We start from the raw sequence: 17964 nt of genomic DNA, 5'->3' as shown, positions 1-17964 counted from the left end.
GGCGGATCACCGATTCCGCGCACCGAAAGGGGAGGACGGGTGGAGGAGGGGCGGGCCTTTCCGCACCCTCTGACATCGCCGCAGGTCGGGGCCGCGCCACGGGCGGGTGTGCCCGGCGAAGGTGACGGGCGGGGCCCCTCACCGAATAGTCTTGGAGTGAGCCATACTGCATAGGGCCAGTGAGGGAGGCGGCGCGTGATCGAGTTCGAAGGGCTCCCCGAGCTCGTCGACCCGGTGCTGATCGCCGCGTTCGAGGGGTGGAACGACGCCGGCGAGGCGTCCAGCGGCGTGCTCGCGCACCTCGAGGCCGAGTGGAAGGCCACGCCACTCGTGGAGCTGGACCCCGAGGACTACTACGACTTCCAGGTGACGCGGCCGGTGATCGAGCTCGGCGACGGCCTCACCCGCTCCGTCGTCTGGCCGACCACCCGGCTGCTGCTGGCCCGCCCGCCGGGCGCCAAGCGCGACGTGGTGCTGCTGCGCGGCATCGAGCCCAACATGCGGTGGCGCTCGTTCTGCGCGGAGCTCGTGGGGCTCTGCCACGACCTCGGAGTCGAGCTGGCGATCCTGCTCGGCGCGCTGCTCAACGACTCGCCGCACACCCGCCCGGTGCCGATCACCGGCTCCGTGAGCGACCTCGGCCTGGCCCGCGCGCTCAACCTGGAGCTGAACAAGTACGAGGGCCCGACCGGCATCGTCGGCGTGCTCCAGCACACCCTGGGCACGGCCGGGCTGGAGACCGTGTCCCTGTGGGCGTCGGTCCCCCACTACGTCGCCCAGCCGCCCAACCCCAAGGCGACGCTGGCGCTGCTGCGCCGCATCGAGGACATGCTCGACATCCCCATGCCGTACGGCGACCTGGCCGAGGAGGCGCGGGCCTGGGAGCACGGCGTGGACGAGCTCGCCGCGCAGGACACCGAGGTCGCCGAGTACGTCAAGGAGCTGGAGGAGCGCAAGGACGCCGCCGAGCTCCCCGAGGCCAGTGGGGACGCGATCGCCGCCGAGTTCGAGCGCTACCTGCGCCGCCGCGACCGCGGCACCGACCGCTGATCCGGCGGCGTCAGGCGCCCGCGTCGAGAGCGGCCGGGGCCGTTCCCCGCCGTCAGGGGACGTCCGGCCCGGCGCCCCGCCAGAACGGGTCCCGGCCGATGAATCCCAGCAGCCTGGTCTGGGCGTCCGCGTCGCCGGGCACCTCGACCCGCGCGCCGAACTGGCCGGAGGAGCGCATGACCTCCTCCATCCCCTCCATCCCGGCGAGGAGCAGGGTGCAGAAGCCGGGGTCCAGCCGGTCGTCCTGGCCCGTGGCCCTGGAGAGATCCCAGGTGTGCATGAACACGTCAGCGGTGTAGAACCGGTCGATCGCGGCGCCGAGAGGCAGGCTGCCGACGTGGGGATTGGCGAGTTCCCGGTGCGCCGTCTCCGGATCGTCCAGCACCGCCTGCACGCCGTCGCAGTGCACCTGCCACGCGGCGACCGGGTCCTCGTCCACGGACGGCCCGTGGGGCAGTTCGACACCGGCGCCCGAGGCGAGAAACCCGGGGAGCCATCCGGTCAGGTGCCGCACGACGTCGCGGGCGGCCCAGCCGGCGACCGGCGACGGCGCGTCCCAGGACCGGGCGCCGCGGACCCGGTCGGTGAACAGCCCGGCGATCTGGCGGTGCCGCTCGGCGGGGCGGTCAGACAGCGTCATCGGCGAGCATCCTGTCCAGCTTCGCGTACCCGTCGTCGACGCCGACCTCCATGCCGCTGCGCAGCCACGCGTCGCGGCTCTCGAAGCTTTCGGTCAGCGACTGCGTCCGCAGCCGCGTGCGGCCGTCGCCCAGGTCCTCGAACCACAGCGTCTCCAGCGCGACCCCGTCAGGATCGCCCTCGAACGTGAAGGTCTGCACGATACGGTCCGGCCGTACCTCGTGGAAGCAGCCGCGGAAGACATACTCCGTGCCGTCGTGCACCGAGACGTACCGCCAGCTCCCGCCGGTACGCGCGTCCCAGTGCTCGATCCGGGTGACGGTGGTGTCGGGCCCCACCCACCGGGCGAACAACACGGGATCGGTGTGCGCGCGGAACAGCCGCTCGGGTGTCGCCGCGAAGTCACGAGCCATCCGGATCACCGGCACGCTCGCGTCGGCCTCGATGATCGTCTCCGTGATCCTGTCCATTCTCGTCTCCGTCCATCTCCGCCAGAACCGCGTCGAGGCGGCGGTAGCGCCGCTCGACGCGCTCCCGGTGGCGCTCGATCCAGATGCCCATCAGTTCGAAGGCGTGGGCCTCCAGGCGTACCGGCCGGGGTTGCGGCCCGCGCGGACGGCTGACGAGCCCGGCGTCCTCCAGCACCCGCAGGTGCTTGTAGACGGCCTGCAGCGTCATCCCGTACGGCTCGGCCAGGCGGCTCACGGTCGCGTCGCCCTCCGAGAGCCGGGCGACCATGTCGCGCCGGGTCGGATCCGCGAGGGCCGCGAAGACCCGGGACAGCGCGTCCGTGACCACCACCCTCTTTCAACCCGTTGGTTGAAAGAACCCTAGGCCGCGCAGGAGACATCCGTCAACCACACGGTTGAAAGACCAGCTCATACCGCACACCAACCAGGCTGGGAGCGCGTCGGCTCCGTGACCACGCCGCCTGACGTACGCCCGGACCCTAGCCCGCGAGGGCGGGCAGGCCGGTGGGGTGGCGGCGGGCGAGTGCCTCGTCGAAGCGGGTCCAGACCAGGGCGGCGAGGTCGTCGTCCACGCCGAGGGGCGCGCTGACCAGGTCGGCCCCGGCGCCGGTCAGGCGGTCGTGGAAGAAGCCGGGCGCGAGCAGGTAGGACGCGACGGCCACCCGGGGCGCGAGGCCCGACCTGGCCCGTTCCATCGCCTCGGCGACCGTGGGGGTGCCGGACGAGGCGAAGGCGGCGGTGACGGGACGCGACAGCCGTACGGACAGCAGGCGCGCGGCGGCGCGGACGTCGTCCAGGGCGGCGGGGTCGGACGACCCGGCCGCGCCCAGGATGACGGCGTCGCAGGGCCGCAGGCCGGCGGCGGCCAGACGCCGCGCCAGCACCGAGGTCAGCAGCGGGTGCGGGCCGAGCTGCCCGGCGACGACCGCGTCGGGCCGGGTGCGGGCGACGACGGCCGGCAGGTCGATGTGGGCGTGGTATCCCCCGGCGAGGAGCATCGGGACCACGACGACCGGTCCCGGCGTCCCCGCCAGCACGTCGGCGAGCAGCGGCGAGCTGATCTCCAGGAACGCCAGCTCCACCCCCGCCCCGGGCCGGGCCCGGCGCACCCGCGCCGCGAGCGACTCCATCACCGACTCCCAGTGCCCGCTGCGCGCCCCGTGCGCCGCCATCACCAGGGTTGGGATCTCCATCTCGCACTCCTCCGCCCCGAGGCCCCGAGAGCCTCCGTCGTCGTTCCCGCCACCGAGCCGCCTCACCTCGCGAGCCGCCTCACACGGGCCGTTGTCTCACCGCATGGGCGGCGTCACCGGTCGTCGCGGCCGCAGGCGAGGCGGTAGCCGCGCTTGACGACGGTCTCGACGATGCCGGAGGGGCCGAGCGCCCGGCGCAGCCGGGTGATCGCCATCTCGACGGCGTGCTCGGCCGAGTCGCGGGAGGGCCCGCCGGGCAGCACCACCCGCAGGTCGGCGCGGCCCACCACATGCCCAGGGCGCTCGGCGAGCCGCTTGAGCACGGCCATCGGGGCGGGCGGCAGCGGCTTGAGGTCGCCGTCGACCACCACGGCGTGGCCGCGGATCTCCAGCTCGTGGCCGCCCGCGACGAGCCGGGTGACACCGCTCTCCGGCAGGTGCCGGGCGAGGGTCCGGGCGAGCGCGCCCAGGCGGGCCCGATCGGGCTGGACGACCCGTACGCCCCGCTGGGTCAGCGGCCCGGCCGTGACCGGGCCGACGCAGGCCGCGACCACCCGGGTGTCGAACGCGGCGAGCAGGGCGTCCTCCAGCCCGTCGGCGCGGGCGGCGCCCAGCATGGCCAGCACGGCGGGCGCGCTGGTGAAGGCGACCGCGTCCACCGAGCCGGTGATGGCCTGGCTGATCAGGCGGCGCAGCGGCGAGGTGTCGCGGTAGGGCAGCCAGCGGTAGACGGGCACCTCGATGACGTCCGCCCCCGCCTCGCGCAGCGCGGCGACGAAGCCGTCCAGCGGCTCGCCGTGCAACTGCACGGCGATGCGGCGCCCCTGCAGGTCCTGCGCGAGCAGGTACTCCTTGACCTCCTCGCACGACTCGGTGCCCGGCGTCCAGTAGTCCGCCAGCCCGGCCGCCCGCACCGCTCCCCTCGCCTTGGGGCCGCGGGCCAGCAGCCGGGCGCCGGCCAGGTGGGCGTTGAGGTCGGTGGACAGGCCCCAGCCCTCCGCCGCCGCCATCCAGCCGCGGAACCCCACACCCGTCGTGACGACCACGTCGTCGACCGGCGCCTCCAGGCAGGCCCGGGTCGCGGCGAGCAGCCCGGTGTCCTCCGCCAGCGGCACGATGCGGATCGCGGGTGCCCGCACCACCCGTGCGCCCCGCCGTTCCAGGAGCGCCGAGAGCTCCTCGCTGCGGCGGGTCGCCGTCACCCCGATCGTGAACCCGGCCAGCGCGTCCGGCGCCGTCTCCAGGGTCATCGGGGCCTCCTCAAGCAGCGTGGTCATACCACGCTCACCTCCACGGTTCCGTCCGTCACACGAATGGGATAGGTCGGCACGGCGACGCCTGGGTCGTCCACGCACACGCCGGTGACCAGTGAGAACACCTGCTTGTGCATGGGCGAGGCCACGGTCGGCTCGCCGCCCCTGGTGCCGACGATGCCCCGGCTCAGCACGTACGCCCCGCTGAAGGGGTCGAAGTTGCCCAGGGCGTACAGGGCTCCGTCGAACGTGCGGAACACCGCGACCTGCCGGGTGCCGACCAGCACGGCCGCGCCGCGCTCGGGGAGCAGGTCGGTGTAGGAGCAGACCGGGGTCCAGCGGTCGGTACGGGTCGCGGTCTCGTTGAGGATGGTCATGAGCGCACTGCCTCCAGAGGAATCAGCACCGGCTTGATCTGGTCGCGTTCGGTCTCGAAGGAGATCGAGGGGTCGGGGATGCCCGGGGCGTTCACGAAGCTGACGAAGCGCCGCAGCTTGTCGGGGTCCTCGATGGCGGCGCGCCACTCGTCGACGTACGTGGCCACGTGCCGCTCCATCTGCGCGTCGAGGTCGGCGCAGATGCCGAGCGAGTCCTCCATGATCACCTCACGGAGGTAGCCGAGACCGCCGTCCAGGCCCTCCAGCCACGCGGCGGTGCGCTGCAGCCGGTCGGCGGTGCGGATGTAGAACATCAGGAACCGGTCGATGGTCCTGACCAGGTCGTCGGTCGACAGGTCGGCGGCCAGCAGGTCGGCGTGGCGGGGCTTGAAGCCGCCGTTGCCGCCGACGTACAGGTTCCAGCCCTGCTCGGTGGCGATGACGCCGAAGTCCTTCGACCTGGCCTCGGCGCACTCGCGGGCGCATCCGGAGACGGCCGACTTGAGCTTGTGCGGCGAGCGCAGCCCGCGGTAACGCAGCTCCAGCGCGATGGCCAGGCCGACCGAGTCCTGCACGCCGTACCGGCACCAGGTGGACCCGACGCACGACTTCACCGTGCGCAGGGCCTTGCCGTACGCGTGCCCGGACTCGAAGCCGGCTTCCACGAGACGGCGCCAGATGGCGGGCAGCTGCTCGACCCGGGCCCCGAGCAGGTCGATGCGCTGCCCGCCGGTGATCTTCGTGTAGAGCCCGAAGTCGCGGGCCACCTCGCCGATCACGATGAGCTTGTCCGGAGTGATCTCGCCGCCCGGGATGCGCGGGACCACCGAGTAGGTCCCGTTCTTCTGGATGTTGGCGAGGAAGTGGTCGTTGGTGTCCTGCAGCGTGGCCTGCTCGCCGTCGAGGATGTGGCCGCGGCCGAGGGACGCGAGGATCGAGGCGACCACCGGCTTGCAGATGTCGCAGCCGCGGCCCGTCCCGTGCTCGGCGATGAGCTGGGAGAACGTGGTGATCCCCCGTACGCTCACGATGTCGAACAGCTCGGCCCGGCTGTGGGCGAAGTGCTCGCACAGCGCCTTGCCGACGTCCACGCCCGACTTCACCAGGATCTGCTTGAGCATCGGCACACAGCTGCCGCAGGTGGTGCCGGCCCGGGTGCAGTCCTTGATGCCCTGCACGTCGGTCAGGCCCTTGTCGGCGATGGCCGCGCAGATCTTCCCCTTGGTGACGTTGTTGCAGGAGCAGACCTGGGCGTCGTCCGGCAGGTCCGTCGAGGTGGTGCCCGCGCCCGCGAACAGCAGGTCGCTCGGCGCGCCGGGCAGCGGCCTGCCGACGAAGGGCCGCAGCGCGTTGTACGGCCCGGCGTCGCCGACGCAGATGCCGCCGAGCAGGGTCGTGGCGTCGTCGCTGACGAACAGGCGCTTGTAGACGCCGGCGACCGGGTCCATGTAGGTGACGTCGAGCGCGCCCGACATGGCCCCGAACTGCGCCACCTCGACGCCGAGCAGCTTGAGCTTGGTGGACATGTCGGCGCCGGTGAAGGCGGCCGAGCCGAGCAGGATCCGGTCGGCGGCCACCTCGGCCTGGGCGAAGCACGGCGCGACCAGGCCGTAGACCCTCCCGGCGGCCAGCGCGCACTCGCCGATCGCGTAGATGTGCTCGTCGGAGGTGCGCATGCCCTCGTCCACCACGATGCCGCCGCGCTCGCCGACCTCCAGGCCGCAGTCCCGCGCGAGCTCGTCGCGCGGCCGCACCCCGGCGGAGAAGACGACGACCTGGGCGTCGACGGCCTCGCCGTCCGGCCTGACCAGCGCGGCCACCCGGCCGTCCGGCCCGGCCTCGATCGACCGGACCCCGGCGCCGGTGTGGACGGTGAGCCCGAGCGCCTCGATGTGGTTACGCAGCACCGAGCCGCCGCCCTCGTCCACCTGGCGGGGCATCAGCCAGCCGCTCATCTCGACGACGTGCGTCTCCAGCCCGAGCCCGCGCAGGGCGTCGGCCGCCTCCAGGCCGAGCAGGCCGCCGCCGATGACCACGCCGGCGCGGGCGCCCCGCGACGCCTCCCTGATGGCGTCGAGGTCGTCGATGGTGCGGTAGACGAAGCAGCCCGGCAGGTCCCTGCCCGGCACCGGCGGCACGAACGGCGCCGACCCGGTGGCCAGCACCAGCACGTCGTACGGCTCGGAGTAGCCGGCGTCGGTGGCGACGGTGCGGGCGGCGCGGTCGACGCCGACCACCTTCACGCCGGTCCGCACGCTCACGCCGTCCGGCACCCGGTACGTGAGGTCGTCCACGCTCTTGCCGCTGAGATAGGAGGTGAGCGCGACCCGGTCGTAGGCCGGGCGGGGCTCCTCCCCGAACACCGTGATCGTCCCGTCGAAGCCCCGCTCCACGAGTGTCTCGATCAGGCGGTGTGCGGTCGGTCCGTGTCCCGCCACGACGATTCTCATGCGCTGACGTACCTTCATGCGCTCACGCCTTCCTGCTCACACAACCAGCCGACGATGCCCTCGACCGCGTCGCGGCAGCCGCCGCACCCGGTGGTGGCCCTCGTCGCGGCGGCTACGGCCTCCACGTCACGCGCGCCGGACTCCCAGCACGCCCTGATCTGGCCCTTCGTCACGTTGTTGCACTGGCAGACCCGGGCCGAGTCCGGCATCCGGGTCGGGTTGTCGGCCGTCGCCGCGGCGCCCACGCCGGGGAACAGCAGGCCGGTCCGGTCGCCCGGGAGCGGCCCGCCCCGGTCGAACAGCTGGGTGAGCGTGCCCACGGCGGAGGTCTCGCCCAGCAGGATCGCGCCGACCAGCCGGCCGTCGCGGATGACGAGCTTGCGGTAGGTGCCCTTGTGCCGGTGGGAGAAGCGGACGATCTCCGCCTCCTCGTCGGTCAGGTGGGTCTCCCCCATCGCCGCGAGCTCGACGCTCTTGGCCTTCAGCCGGGTGACCAGCCGCGAGCCCCGGTAGCGGGCGCCCTTGTCTGCCCCGGTCAGCAGGTCGGCGAGCACCGACGCCTGCTCCCAGGCCGGCGCCACCAGGCCGTAGACCCGGCCCGCGTGCTGCGCGCACTCGCCGATGGCGAAGATCGACGGGTCGTCCGTGCGCAGCTCGTCGTCGACGACGACGGCGCGCTCGACCTCCAGCCCCGCGTCGCGGGCGAGGCCGACGACCGGGCGCACGCCGCAGGCGACCACCACCAGGTCGGCGTCGACCAGTTCCTCTCCCGCCAGCTCCACGTGCCGCTCCCGCACAGCGGTCACGGTGACGCCGGTGCGGATGGCGACGCCGAGCGAGCCGAGCGTCTCGCGGAGGATGAGCCCGGCCTCCGCGTCGAGCTGGCGCTCCATCAGGTGGTCGCGCACGTGCAGCAGCGTCACCGGGACACCCCGGCCGGCCAGCCCGCGCGCGGCCTCGATGCCGAGCAGCCCGCCGCCGATCACGACCGCGCTGCGCGCGCTCGCGGCGGCCTCCCTGATGCGGTCGCAGTCGTCCAGCGTGCGGAACGCGGTCGCCCGCTCCACGCCGGGGATCGCCGGGATCACCGGCTCGCTGCCCGTGGCCAGCACGAGCACGTCGTACGGCTCGCGCGTCCCGTCGGCCGCGACGACGGTCCGGGCGTCCCGGTCGATCGCGGTGACCTCGACGCCGAGGTGCGCGGTGACGTTGTGCTCGGCGTGCCAGCGGGGGCCGAGCAGCCGGACCTGGTCCGGCCGCGACGTGCCCGCCACCACGTTCGACAGCAGCACCCGGTTGTACGGCTGCCAGGCCTCGGCGCCGAACACGGTGATCTTGACGTGCCGGTCCCGGGCGCGCACCTCGCTCACGAGACGCGCGCCGGCCATGCCGTTCCCCACCACGACGAGCCTCACGCGTCACGCTCCATATCCTCGCCGGTGCACCGTTCGAGAGCGGCGGCGCAGACCTTGAACTCCGGCATCCGCGACATCGGGTCGAGCGCCGGGTTGGTGAGCAGGTTGACGCCCTCCCAGTGGAACGGCATGAACACGGTGTCGGGCCGGATCGAGGCGTTGACGCGGGCCACCGCCTCGGCGGCGCCCCGGCGGCTGCGCACCCGCACGCGGTCGCCGGGCGCGACGTTCAGCCGTTCGGCGAGGTCGGGGTGCACCTCCACGAAGACCTCCGGCGCGACCTGGTTGAGCGACCGGATGCGGCGCGTCTGCGCCCCCGACTGGTAGTGGGCGAGCACCCGCCCGGAGGTCAGGTAGAGGGGGAACTCCTCGTCCACGTCCTCGGCGGGCGGGCGGTGGTCCACCGGCACCATGCGGGCCCGGCCGTCCGGGGTGGCGAAGCGGTCCAGGAAGGGCCGCGGCGTCCCCGGGTGGGGCCCGGCCTCGGTCGCTGTCCCTGTCTCGGTCTCTGTCTCGGGCGCGGTCTCGGTGGCGGGGCAGGGCCAGAACACGCCGGTCTCGGCCGCGATCCGCTCGTAGGTGATGCCGGAGTAGTCGGCGATACCTCCGGCGGAGGCCCGGCGCAGCTCGTCGAAGACCGTGCGCGGGTCGGCGGGGAACTTCTCGCCGCAGCCGAGCCGCTCGGCGAGCCCGCCGAGGATCCGCAGGTCGCTGCGCGCGCCCGGCGGCGGTGCCGCGGCCTGGCGGCGCAGCAGCACCCGGCCCTCCAGGTTGGTCATCGTGCCCGACTCCTCGGCCCACTGGGTCGTGGGGAGCACGACGTCGGCCATCGCCGCGGTCTCCGACAGCACGAAGTCGGCGACGACGAGCAGGTCCAGCGCGGCCAGCCGCTCCGTCACGTGCCCGGCGCGCGGCGCGGAGACGACGGGGTTGGAACCGAACAGCAGCAGCGCCCTCGGCCCCTCCGGAGTGCCGAGCGCGTCGAGCAGTTCGTACGCCGACCTGCCGGGTCCGGGCAGATCGGCGGGGTCGACGCCCCACACGGCCGCGACGTGCGCCCGCGCCGCCGGGTCGTCGATCTTCCGGTAGCCGGGGAGCTGGTCGGCCTTCTGGCCGTGCTCCCGGCCGCCCTGGCCGTTGCCCTGGCCGGTCACGCAGCCGTACCCGGAGCCCTCCCGGCCCGGCAGGCCGAGGGTGAGCGCCAGGTTGACGAACGCGGTGACGGTGTCGGTGCCCTTGGCGTGCTGTTCCGCGCCCCGGCCGGTCAGGATCATCGCGCGCCCGGCCTCGCCGAGGATGCGTACGGCCTCGCGCATCTGGGCGACGGGGACGCCGGTGACGCGCTCCACCCGTTCGGGCCACCAGGCCGACACGGAGGCGCGCACGGCCTCGAATCCGGTGGTGCGCGCGGCGAGGTAGCCGAGGTCGGCGTGGCCCTCGGCGACCGCGATGTGCAGCAGGCCCAGCGCCAGCGCGAGGTCGGTGCCGGGGGTGGCCTGCAGGTGCAGGTCGGCCAGCCGGGCGGTCTGCGTGAGGCGGGGGTCGATCACGACGAGCCGGCCGCCCCGGGACCGCATCGCGGTCAGGTGCCGCACGAAGGGGGGCATGGTCTCGGCGACGTTCCCCCCGGCGAGCAGCACGGCGTCCGCCCGGCCGATGTCGGTGATGGGGAACGGCAGGCCGCGGTCCATCCCGAAGGCGCGGTTGACGGCGGCCGCCGCCGAGGACATGCAGAACCTGCCGTTGTAGTCGATCTGGCTGGTCCGCAGCGCCACCCGGGCGAACTTGCCGAGCTGGTAGGCCTTCTCGTTGGTCAGCCCGCCGCCGCCGAAGACCGCCACGGCGTCCGGCCCGTGCTCGGCCCGGATGGCCCGGAGGCGGCCGGCGGTGTAGTCGAGCGCCTCCTCCCAGGTCACCGGCTTCCCGTGGAGCAGCGGGGTGGTGATCCGTTCGGGTGAGGTCAGCAGTTCGGCCGCCGTCCAGCCCTTCTGGCACAGGCCGCCGGAGTTGGCCGGGATGTCCTCTCTCGGGGTGATCTCGCCGTTGGCGACGTACATGCCGCACTGCAGGGCGCAGTAGGGGCAGTGCGTGGCCGAGCCCACTGTGGTGTCCCCGTGGACCTGTGACATCACAGGACCTGGAGCGTGCAGTGAGATCGGCATGGATCCGATGGTGGGTACAGGCGGTTTCACCGCTGGGTCCCTTCTGTTACCGCTGTGCTACAAGGCGCCAACCGCGCTAACTTCGGCGATCGCGGCGTGGTGAGAGACCTCGTCGTCTCCGGAGCTCACTTGTGCTTTCGCCGCCGGTGAGACGTACGGCGGAAAAGAGCGGGCGCCGCACGGGCGCCCGCGGGGGGGGTGGGGTCCGGACCCTGCTCGGACGGGCCCGCTCAGACGGGCCCGCTCGGACCGGCCGGCTCAGACGCGGGCCGCCGCCAGGCTGGGGGCCGCCTTCGCGCCGAGGGTCCGCATGTAGCAGAACCAGGTGACGGCGAAGCACAGCGCGTAGAAGGCGGCGAAGGCGACCAGGGCCGCTCCCGCGCCGCCCGTGGCGGCGATGGAGCTGCCGAACCCGCGGTTGATGAAGAAGCCGCCGAACGCGCCGATCGCGGAGATGAAGCCGATGGCCGCCGACGCGTCGCGCTTGCCGGTGCGCAGCGCCTCCTCGAACTCGGGCGTGCCGGGCTCGACGCCCGCGACGGCCTTGGCGCGGAAGATGGCCGGGATCATCCGGTACGTGGAGCCGTTGCCGACGCCGGCGGTGCCGATCAGCAGCATGAAGGCCACGAAGAACAGCGCGAAGTTGTGGACGGACATGGCCTGCCACACGAGGAGCACCGCGCCGATCATCGCGGCGAAGTTCCAGAACGTGACCGCAGCCCCGCCGAGGCGGTCCGACAGCCAGCCGCCGACCGGCCGGATGACCGAGCCGACCAGCGGGCCGAGGAACGCCAGCGAGACCATCGAGGCGTGCTCGGCGAACTGCGACTTGATCAGCAGCGGGAAGGCCGTCGAGTAGCCGATGAACGAGCCGAACGTGCCGATGTAGAGGAGCGCCATGATCCACGTCTGGGCCCGGCCGGCCGCCTTGACCATCTCCCTCGGCTCGGCCTTGGCGGAGGTGAGGTTGTTCATGAAGAAGTACGCGCCGGCGGCGGCGAGCAGGATGAACGGCACCCAGAACAGTCCGGCCGCGGCGAGCCCGAAGCCCCCGATGACCAGCGGCATCAGCAGCTGCACCGAGCTGACGCCGATGTTGCCGCCCGCGGCGTTCAGGCCGAGGGCCGCACCCTGCCTGCTCTGCGGGTAGAAGTAGGTGATGTTGGCCATGCTGGAGGCGAAGTTGCCGCCGCCGACCCCGGCCGTCGCCGCGATGGCGAGGAACGCCCAGTAGGGCGTGCCCGGGTCGTTCACCGCGACCGCCAGCAGCACCGCCGGCACCAGCAGCAGCAGCGCGCTGACCACCGTCCAGTTGCGCCCGCCGAACCGCGCGGGGGCGAAGGTGTACGGGATGCGCAGCGCGGAGCCGACGAGGTTGGGCAGGGAGACGATCCAGAACAGCTGGTCGGTGGAGAACTTGTAGGCGCCGAGCTTGACGGCGACGATGCTCCAGACGGTCCACAGCGTGAAGCCCAGATGCTCGGCCAGGATCGAGAACACCAGATTGCGCCGGGCCGTCTTCTTCCCGGTGCTCTCCCAGAACGCGGGATCGTCCGGTCGCCAGTCACCGATCCACCGGCCCTTCCCGGGTTCGCCGGTAGCCGTGTTCGCCGCCTGCGTCACGGTCATCGTTCCTCCTGCGTCTCGTGTCAGCTGGGGGCGTCTTTCTCAGCTGGGAACCGGTACCGACGCTAGGAAGGGGTCGTTACGCACCTTGACGATGTGTGATCGTGCGGTCGTTACATGTGCCGCACCCCGGAAACATGCAATCCACAGGCATAACGGACGCAACACCGCGTTAACGACCGGTCGCCCGCGCGGGAGTCCGCGTTAAGGCCGCGTGTCGCCGCCCGCACCCGTGCCGCCCGGCTCCGCGCGCGGGCCGGTCGCACGCCGTCACGAAGGTCAGCGCTCCCGCGACCGAGCACCTCGTGTGGCCATTTCACGACATTCCCGTGATCACGGGACTGCCGTTTCGTGACCGGGGTGCGCCGTTTCCGCCACCGGGATGGCACAGACATTTCGGTTGACATGTGACCGGTTTCCCGGCGGCAGGAATATCCGCGGTGGCGGACGGGGATACCGAAGCCGCCTCCCGCCTGATGCGGGCCCGCGTGGGCCCGCGCCCACCCGGGAGGACGTTTGCCAGCGATCTCGCGTCGCGCGTTCCTGTCGTCGGCGTACCTGTCCGTGGCGCTGCTGTCCGCCCAGGGCGGGATCACCTCACTGGCCGGGCCCGCCCTGGCGGCCCGCGGCCCCCGGCGCCCGCGCGTGTACACCCGCTCGGAGTGGCAGGCCGACCCGCCCGCGAGCAAGGCCGAGGTGCTCGACCGGGTCCCCGACCGGCTCGTCGTCCACCACACAGCGACGGCGAACACCGGCGCGACAGACCTGGAGGCGGCCTTCCGGCTGTCCCGGGCGATCCAGCGCTACCACATGCGGCGCAACGGCTGGGAGGACATCGGCGAGCAGTTCACGGTCAGCCGGGGCGGCTACGTCATGGAGGGCCGCAACCGCTCCCTGCCGGCCGTCGAGGCGGGCAGGCACGTGCTGGGGGCGCAGGCGGCCGACCACAACGACCACACGCTGGGCGTCGAGACGGAGGGAACCTACACCTCCTGCCTGCCGCCCGCCCGGCAGCTGGCCGCGCTGACCTCGCTGCTGGCGTGGCTGTGCGACGCGTACGAGCTCGACCCGCGCGTGGCGATCGTCGGCCACCGCGACCTCAACCGGACCGCCTGCCCGGGCGACCGCCTCTACGCGTACCTGCCGCAGCTGCGGGCCGACGTTGCGCGCCGCCTGGGCGGCCGGGCGCCCCGCCGCCTCGCCGCCGCGCCGCCGTGGCCGGCGCCGCCGGACGGCTCCCCCGACGGCCACGGCGAGGGTGTGGCGCTCGTCGGCGACCTGCCGTTCGAGCACGGCCCGGCGGTCGGCCCGCACGACCTGACCCGGCACCCCCGCGTCCTCTGACCGGCGCCGCCGCCCCGGCCCGCTCTCGTGGCGGCGGGCCGGGGCGGCGGCGCCGCGTCAGAGCCGCTCGACGTTGGGTCCCCGGCAGCGGTTGCGGGTGTCGAGGACGAAGGCGCTCTCGCGCCGGATCATCTCGTAGTCGAAGCAGTCGTGGTCGGTGAGGATCACGACGGCGTCGGCCGCGGCCGCCTCCCGCGCCGACGGCTCGGCGATCGCCACCCCCTCGGCCACGAACGCGAGGTCGACGTGCGGATCCGCCGCGTACACCCGCGCGCCCAGCCTGCGCAGGAGCCTCGCCACCTCCAGCGCGGGAGACTCGCGGCAGTCGCCGGTGTTCTTCTTGTACGACAGGCCGAGCAGGAGGACGCGGCTGCCGTTCACGGCCTTGCGCCGGTCGTTCAGCGCCAGCACCAGCCGGTCGACGACGTGCGCGGGCATGTGGTCGTTGACGTCGTTGGCCAGCTCCACGAACCGGAAGTTGTGCCCCAGACTGCGCTTGACCTTCCAGGACAGGTACGACGGGTCGATCGGCAGGCAGTGGCCGCCGACCCCCGGCCCCGGGGTGAAGCGCATGTAGCCGAACGGCTTGGACGAGGCGGCGTCGATGGCCTCCCACACGTCGATGCCGAGCTGCCTGGCGAAGACCGACAGCTCGTTGACCAGGGCGATGTTGACGTGCCTGAAGGTGTTCTCCAGGAGCTTGCACAACTCGGCCACCTGCGGCGAGGACACGGGGACGACGCGCTCGACGACGGCCTCGTAGAAGGCGCGGACCCGCGCGAGGGCGGCGTCGTCGAGGCCGGAGACGACCTTCGGCGTGTTCTCCAGGCGCCACCGCGCGTTGCCGGGGTCGATCCGCTCCGGGCTGTAGCCGAGGTGGAAGTCGCCGGGAGCGCGCAGGCCCGACCCCTCCTCCAAAATCGGGCGCAGGTACTCCTCCGTCGTCCCCGGATAGGTGGTCGACTCCAGCACCACGGTCGCGCCCGGCCGCAGATATGGGGCGAGCGACCGGCCGGCCGACGCGATGTGGCTGAGATCGGGCACGCCGTCGGTCAGCGGCGTCGGCACGGTGATCACACAGACGTCGAAGCCGTCGGCGTCGGCGTAGTCCGCGCTGGCCCGGTAGCGGCCCGTCCCGTGGGCGGCGGCGAGCGCGTCGTCGCCGACGTCCTCGACGTACGACTGACCGGCGTTGAGCCGCTTGACCCGCAGCTCGTCCACCTCGACGCCCACCACGTCGAACCCGGCCCGCACCGCGCGGACCGCCAGCGGCAGGCCGACGTACCCCTGCCCCACCACGACCAGTTTCTCCATCAAGGACCCCCGTCCCCTGGCAGTTACGATGTCTCAGCCGCGGCGGTTCACGAGCGGGCGCCACCAGTCCTGGTGGTCCCGATACCAGCGCACGACGTCCGCGAGCCCCTCGTCGAACCCCGTCAGGGGCTCGTAGCCGATGGCCCGGATCTTTCCGCTGTCGAGCGCGTACCGCCGGTCGTGCCCCGGCCGGTCGGGTACGTGCTCGACCATCTCCCATCCGGCGCCGAAGGCGTCGAGGATCCGGCGGGTGAGATCGAGGTTGCTCAGCTCGACGCCGCCGCCGATGTTGTAGACCTCGCCGGGCTCCCCCTTGTCCAGCACGAGCTGGACGCCCCGGCAGTGGTCGTCCACGTGCAGCCACTCCCGCACGTTGCCGCCGTCGCCGTACACCGGCACGGGACGCCCGTCGATCAGGTTGGTGACGAACAGCGGGACGACCTTCTCCGGATACTGGTACGGCCCGTAGTTGTTGGAGCACCTGGTCACCCGGACGTCCATCCCGTACGTGCGGTGGTAGGCGCGGCAGAGCAGGTCGGCCCCGGCCTTGGCGGCCGAGTAGGGCGAGTTCGGCAGCAGCGGCTCCGCCTCCGTCCACGTCCCCTCGTCGGCCGAGCCGTACACCTCGTCGGTGGACACCTGGACGAACGTGCGCACGCCCGCCTCCAGGGCGGCCTGCAGCAGCCGCTGCGTGCCCAGCACGTTGGTCGTCACGAAGTCGCCCGCGCCGCTGATCGACCGGTCGACGTGGGTCTCGGCGGCGAAGTTCACGACCACGTCGTGCCCGGGGACCAGCTCGCGCAGCAGCGCCGCGTCGCAGACGTCGCCGCGCGCGAACGTGAAGGCGGGGCGGGTCTCCACCGGGGCGAGGTTGGCCGGGTTGCCGGCGTAGGTGAGCTTGTCCAGCACCGTGACCCGGGCGTCCTCGTACCCGGGGTAGGCGCCCGACAGCAGCGAGCGGACGTAGTGGGAGCCGATGAAGCCGGCCGCGCCGGCGACGAGGATCCTCACGCGCGCACCTGCACCTTGCTGTGGTCTCCGATCATGAGCTGGTAGGCGTTGGGCACCCCGGTCGCCTTCGTGACCTCCGCGTTGCGGCCGATCAGCGAGTGGGTCATGCCCCGGACGCCGCGGACGGCCGAGTCGGCCAGCACGATGCTGTAGTCCACCTCGGCGTCCTCGATCACGCAGCCCTCGCCGATCGAGGTGTACGGCCCGACGTACGAACCGATGATCTTGGTGTCGGCGCCGATCACCACCGGGCCGCGGATGACCGAGCCCTCCACCACGGCGCCGGGAGCGATCACCACCCGCCCGGTCACCTCCGACAGCCCGTCCACGGTCCCCGCGACGCCGGGCTCGACCGCCTCCAGCACGATGCGGTTGCACTCCAGCATGTCCTGCAGGCGGCCGGTGTCGCGCCAGTAGCCGGTGACGAAGTGGGACCGCACGCGGTGCCCGCCGTCGATGAGCCACTTGATCGCGTCGGTGATCTCCAGCTCGCCCCGCGCGGACGGCCCGATCGCGCGGACGGCCTCGTGGATCGCGGGCGAGAACGTGTACACCCCGACGATCGCGAGGTCGCTGCGCGGGTGCTCGGGCTTCTCCTCCAGCGCGACGATCTCCCCGTCCGGGCCGAGTTCGGCCACTCCGTAGAACTGCGGCTCGGCCACCCGGGTGAGCAGGATGCGGGCGTCGCACTCCTCGGCGCGGAAGGCGTCGACCAGGCCGCGGATGCCGCCGACCAGGAAGTTGTCGCCCAGGTACATGACGAACGGCTCGCCGGCCAGGAACTCCCGCGCGACGAGGACGCAGTGCGCCAGCCCGAGCGGCGCCTCCTGGGGGATGTAGGTGACGTCGAGCCCGAACGCGGATCCGTCGCCGACGGCCGCGCGGACCTCCCGGCCCGTGTCGCCGACGATGATCCCCACGTCGGTGATGCCGGCGTCCCTGATCGCCTCCAGCCCGTAGAAGAGCACGGGCTTGTTGGCGACGGGGACGAGCTGCTTGGCGGAGGTGTGGGTCAGCGGGCGCAGCCTCGTGCCCTTGCCGCCCGCCAGGACGAGTGCCTTCACCGCTGTCCGCGTCCTTCCGCGACACCCCGTGGGCGGCTCATCGCGGCTCACCGCGGAGCAGCGAGTAGAGGACCTGGTCGTGCCAGCCGCCGTCGCGCCACTGGGCCCGCCGCAGGACGCCCTCACGGGTGAACCCGATCTTCTCCACCGCGCGCTGCTCGCCGATGTTGGCCACGTCGGCGAAGCACTGGAGGCGCTCGGCCCGGGTGTGCGCGAACAGGTAGTCCGCCAGCAGGCGCTGCGCCTCGGTGCCGATGCCGCGGTTGCGGAAGCCCGTGAAGACGCAGATCCCGATCGTCCAGCACCAGCACGTCGTCTCGGGCCCCCAGGCCGTCTTCCACCAGGCCACCCACCCGGCGGTGTCCCCGCCGGAGTCGACGGCGAGCCGCCCGTAGTCGTCGCCGAGCAGGCCGTCGTCCGCGAACCGCCGGCGCAGCGCGCCGGAGTGGCGGTATCCGTACCACTGGAACTCGCCCCGCGCCTCGGGCGTCGCCCGTTCCGCTTCGAAAACGTCGAGGTCCGCCTCGCGGACCGGCCTCAATGTGACGTCCATGATCTCCCCTCACATACGGGAGCCGCGCGGAAGGAACGGAATG

General features: G+C 72.9%; 16 protein-coding genes. 2 read left to right on the top strand and 14 right to left on the bottom strand.

The genetic code is table 11. The annotated features are described in order from the left end of the window. Positions 1–195 precede the first annotated feature (195 nt). Positions 196–1050 carry a PAC2 family protein gene (locus HHX33_RS11595; protein WP_117410600.1) on the top strand — a complete coding sequence of 285 codons (855 nt, stop codon included), beginning with the start codon at positions 196–198 and terminating at the stop codon, positions 1048–1050. Between the two features lie 52 nt (positions 1051–1102). On the opposite strand, the gene HHX33_RS11590 is transcribed toward HHX33_RS11595, so the two are convergent. From HHX33_RS11590 to HHX33_RS11545, 10 genes are all read right to left on the bottom strand, one after another. Continuing rightward, entirely contained in the window at positions 1103–1690 is a 588-nt protein-coding gene (locus tag HHX33_RS11590) for a TIGR03086 family metal-binding protein (RefSeq protein WP_182874578.1), read from the bottom strand. Beyond that, positions 1677–2159: an SRPBCC family protein gene (locus tag HHX33_RS11585; protein ID WP_182874577.1), complete on the bottom strand. Its 483-nt coding sequence runs from the start codon at positions 2157–2159 to the stop codon at positions 1677–1679. Before HHX33_RS11585 ends, HHX33_RS11590 begins: the two co-directional genes overlap by 14 nt. Beyond that, positions 2092–2487, bottom strand: a complete 396-nt coding sequence (locus tag HHX33_RS11580) for an ArsR/SmtB family transcription factor (RefSeq protein ID WP_182874576.1) — start codon at positions 2485–2487, stop codon at positions 2092–2094. Before HHX33_RS11580 ends, HHX33_RS11585 begins: the two co-directional genes overlap by 68 nt. Positions 2488–2638: 151 nt before the next feature. Then, positions 2639–3352: a sirohydrochlorin chelatase gene (locus tag HHX33_RS11575; RefSeq protein ID WP_182874575.1), complete on the bottom strand. Its 714-nt coding sequence runs from the start codon at positions 3350–3352 to the stop codon at positions 2639–2641. A 113-nt stretch (positions 3353–3465) separates the two neighbouring features. Next, a complete protein-coding gene (locus HHX33_RS11570) occupies positions 3466–4629 on the bottom strand; it encodes a uroporphyrinogen-III synthase (RefSeq protein ID WP_182874574.1) in 1164 nt (387 codons plus the stop codon). Next, the gene (nirD, locus tag HHX33_RS11565) at positions 4626–4982 is read right to left on the bottom strand and encodes a nitrite reductase small subunit NirD (RefSeq protein WP_117410607.1); all 357 of its coding nucleotides are present in this window, start codon (positions 4980–4982) and stop codon (positions 4626–4628) included. The genes HHX33_RS11570 and nirD overlap by 4 nt, the downstream gene beginning before the upstream one ends. Then, positions 4979–7432 carry a nitrite reductase large subunit NirB gene (gene nirB / locus HHX33_RS11560; protein WP_182874573.1) on the bottom strand — a complete coding sequence of 818 codons (2454 nt, stop codon included), beginning with the start codon at positions 7430–7432 and terminating at the stop codon, positions 4979–4981. The genes nirD and nirB overlap by 4 nt, the downstream gene beginning before the upstream one ends. A 14-nt stretch (positions 7433–7446) precedes the next feature. Next, entirely contained in the window at positions 7447–8847 is a 1401-nt protein-coding gene (locus tag HHX33_RS11555) for an FAD-dependent oxidoreductase (RefSeq protein WP_182874572.1), read from the bottom strand. Further along, entirely contained in the window at positions 8844–10976 is a 2133-nt protein-coding gene (locus HHX33_RS11550; protein ID WP_259402352.1) for a molybdopterin oxidoreductase family protein, read from the bottom strand. Before HHX33_RS11550 ends, HHX33_RS11555 begins: the two co-directional genes overlap by 4 nt. A 291-nt stretch (positions 10977–11267) precedes the next feature. Beyond that, positions 11268–12638: an MFS transporter gene (locus tag HHX33_RS11545; RefSeq protein WP_182874570.1), complete on the bottom strand. Its 1371-nt coding sequence runs from the start codon at positions 12636–12638 to the stop codon at positions 11268–11270. A gap of 513 nt (positions 12639–13151) precedes the next feature. Here HHX33_RS11545 and HHX33_RS11540 point away from each other — a divergent pair. Continuing rightward, complete coding sequence (locus HHX33_RS11540; RefSeq protein WP_259402351.1) at positions 13152–13979, top strand: peptidoglycan recognition family protein; 828 nt, start codon at positions 13152–13154, stop codon at positions 13977–13979. A gap of 57 nt (positions 13980–14036) precedes the next feature. Here the strand turns inward: HHX33_RS11540 and HHX33_RS11535 are convergent, their stop codons facing one another. From HHX33_RS11535 to HHX33_RS11520, 4 genes are read right to left on the bottom strand one after another with little or no spacing between them, the layout of a single operon-like run. Further along, a complete protein-coding gene (locus HHX33_RS11535; protein ID WP_182874569.1) occupies positions 14037–15293 on the bottom strand; it encodes a nucleotide sugar dehydrogenase in 1257 nt (418 codons plus the stop codon). Positions 15294–15326: 33 nt separating this feature from the next. Next, positions 15327–16304, bottom strand: coding sequence for a dTDP-glucose 4,6-dehydratase (gene rfbB, locus HHX33_RS11530; RefSeq protein ID WP_182874568.1), 978 nt, complete (start codon positions 16302–16304; stop codon positions 15327–15329). Beyond that, complete coding sequence (locus HHX33_RS11525) at positions 16301–17368, bottom strand: glucose-1-phosphate thymidylyltransferase (protein ID WP_182874567.1); 1068 nt, start codon at positions 17366–17368, stop codon at positions 16301–16303. The genes rfbB and HHX33_RS11525 overlap by 4 nt, the downstream gene beginning before the upstream one ends. 37 nt (positions 17369–17405) lie before the next feature. After that, complete coding sequence (locus tag HHX33_RS11520) at positions 17406–17921, bottom strand: GNAT family N-acetyltransferase (protein WP_182874566.1); 516 nt, start codon at positions 17919–17921, stop codon at positions 17406–17408. Positions 17922–17964 lie beyond the last annotated feature (43 nt).

Origin of the sequence: Microbispora sp. H10670 (assembly GCF_014161385.1) — a bacterium.
Taxonomy (GTDB): Bacteria; Actinomycetota; Actinomycetes; order Streptosporangiales; family Streptosporangiaceae; genus Microbispora; species Microbispora triticiradicis.
Note: the sequence above shows the minus strand (reverse complement) of the source record. Positions and strands in the feature narration are given on the sequence as shown.

Excerpts from the sequence above, each read along its gene's own strand:
- HHX33_RS11590 (WP_182874578.1), bottom strand. The coding sequence starts at position 1,690 with ATGACGCTGTCTGACCGCCCCGCCGAGCGGCACCGCCAGATCGCCGGG.
- HHX33_RS11585 (WP_182874577.1), bottom strand. The coding sequence starts at position 2,159 with ATGGACAGGATCACGGAGACGATCATCGAGGCCGACGCGAGCGTGCCG.
- HHX33_RS11575 (WP_182874575.1), bottom strand. The coding sequence starts at position 3,352 with ATGGAGATCCCAACCCTGGTGATGGCGGCGCACGGGGCGCGCAGCGGG.
- HHX33_RS11570 (WP_182874574.1), bottom strand. The coding sequence starts at position 4,629 with ATGACCACGCTGCTTGAGGAGGCCCCGATGACCCTGGAGACGGCGCCG.
- nirD (WP_117410607.1), bottom strand. The coding sequence starts at position 4,982 with ATGACCATCCTCAACGAGACCGCGACCCGTACCGACCGCTGGACCCCG.
- nirB (WP_182874573.1), bottom strand. The coding sequence starts at position 7,432 with ATGAGAATCGTCGTGGCGGGACACGGACCGACCGCACACCGCCTGATC.
- HHX33_RS11550 (WP_259402352.1), bottom strand. The coding sequence starts at position 10,976 with ATGTCACAGGTCCACGGGGACACCACAGTGGGCTCGGCCACGCACTGC.
- HHX33_RS11545 (WP_182874570.1), bottom strand. The coding sequence starts at position 12,638 with ATGACCGTGACGCAGGCGGCGAACACGGCTACCGGCGAACCCGGGAAG.
- HHX33_RS11535 (WP_182874569.1), bottom strand. The coding sequence starts at position 15,293 with ATGGAGAAACTGGTCGTGGTGGGGCAGGGGTACGTCGGCCTGCCGCTG.
- HHX33_RS11520 (WP_182874566.1), bottom strand. The coding sequence starts at position 17,921 with ATGGACGTCACATTGAGGCCGGTCCGCGAGGCGGACCTCGACGTTTTC.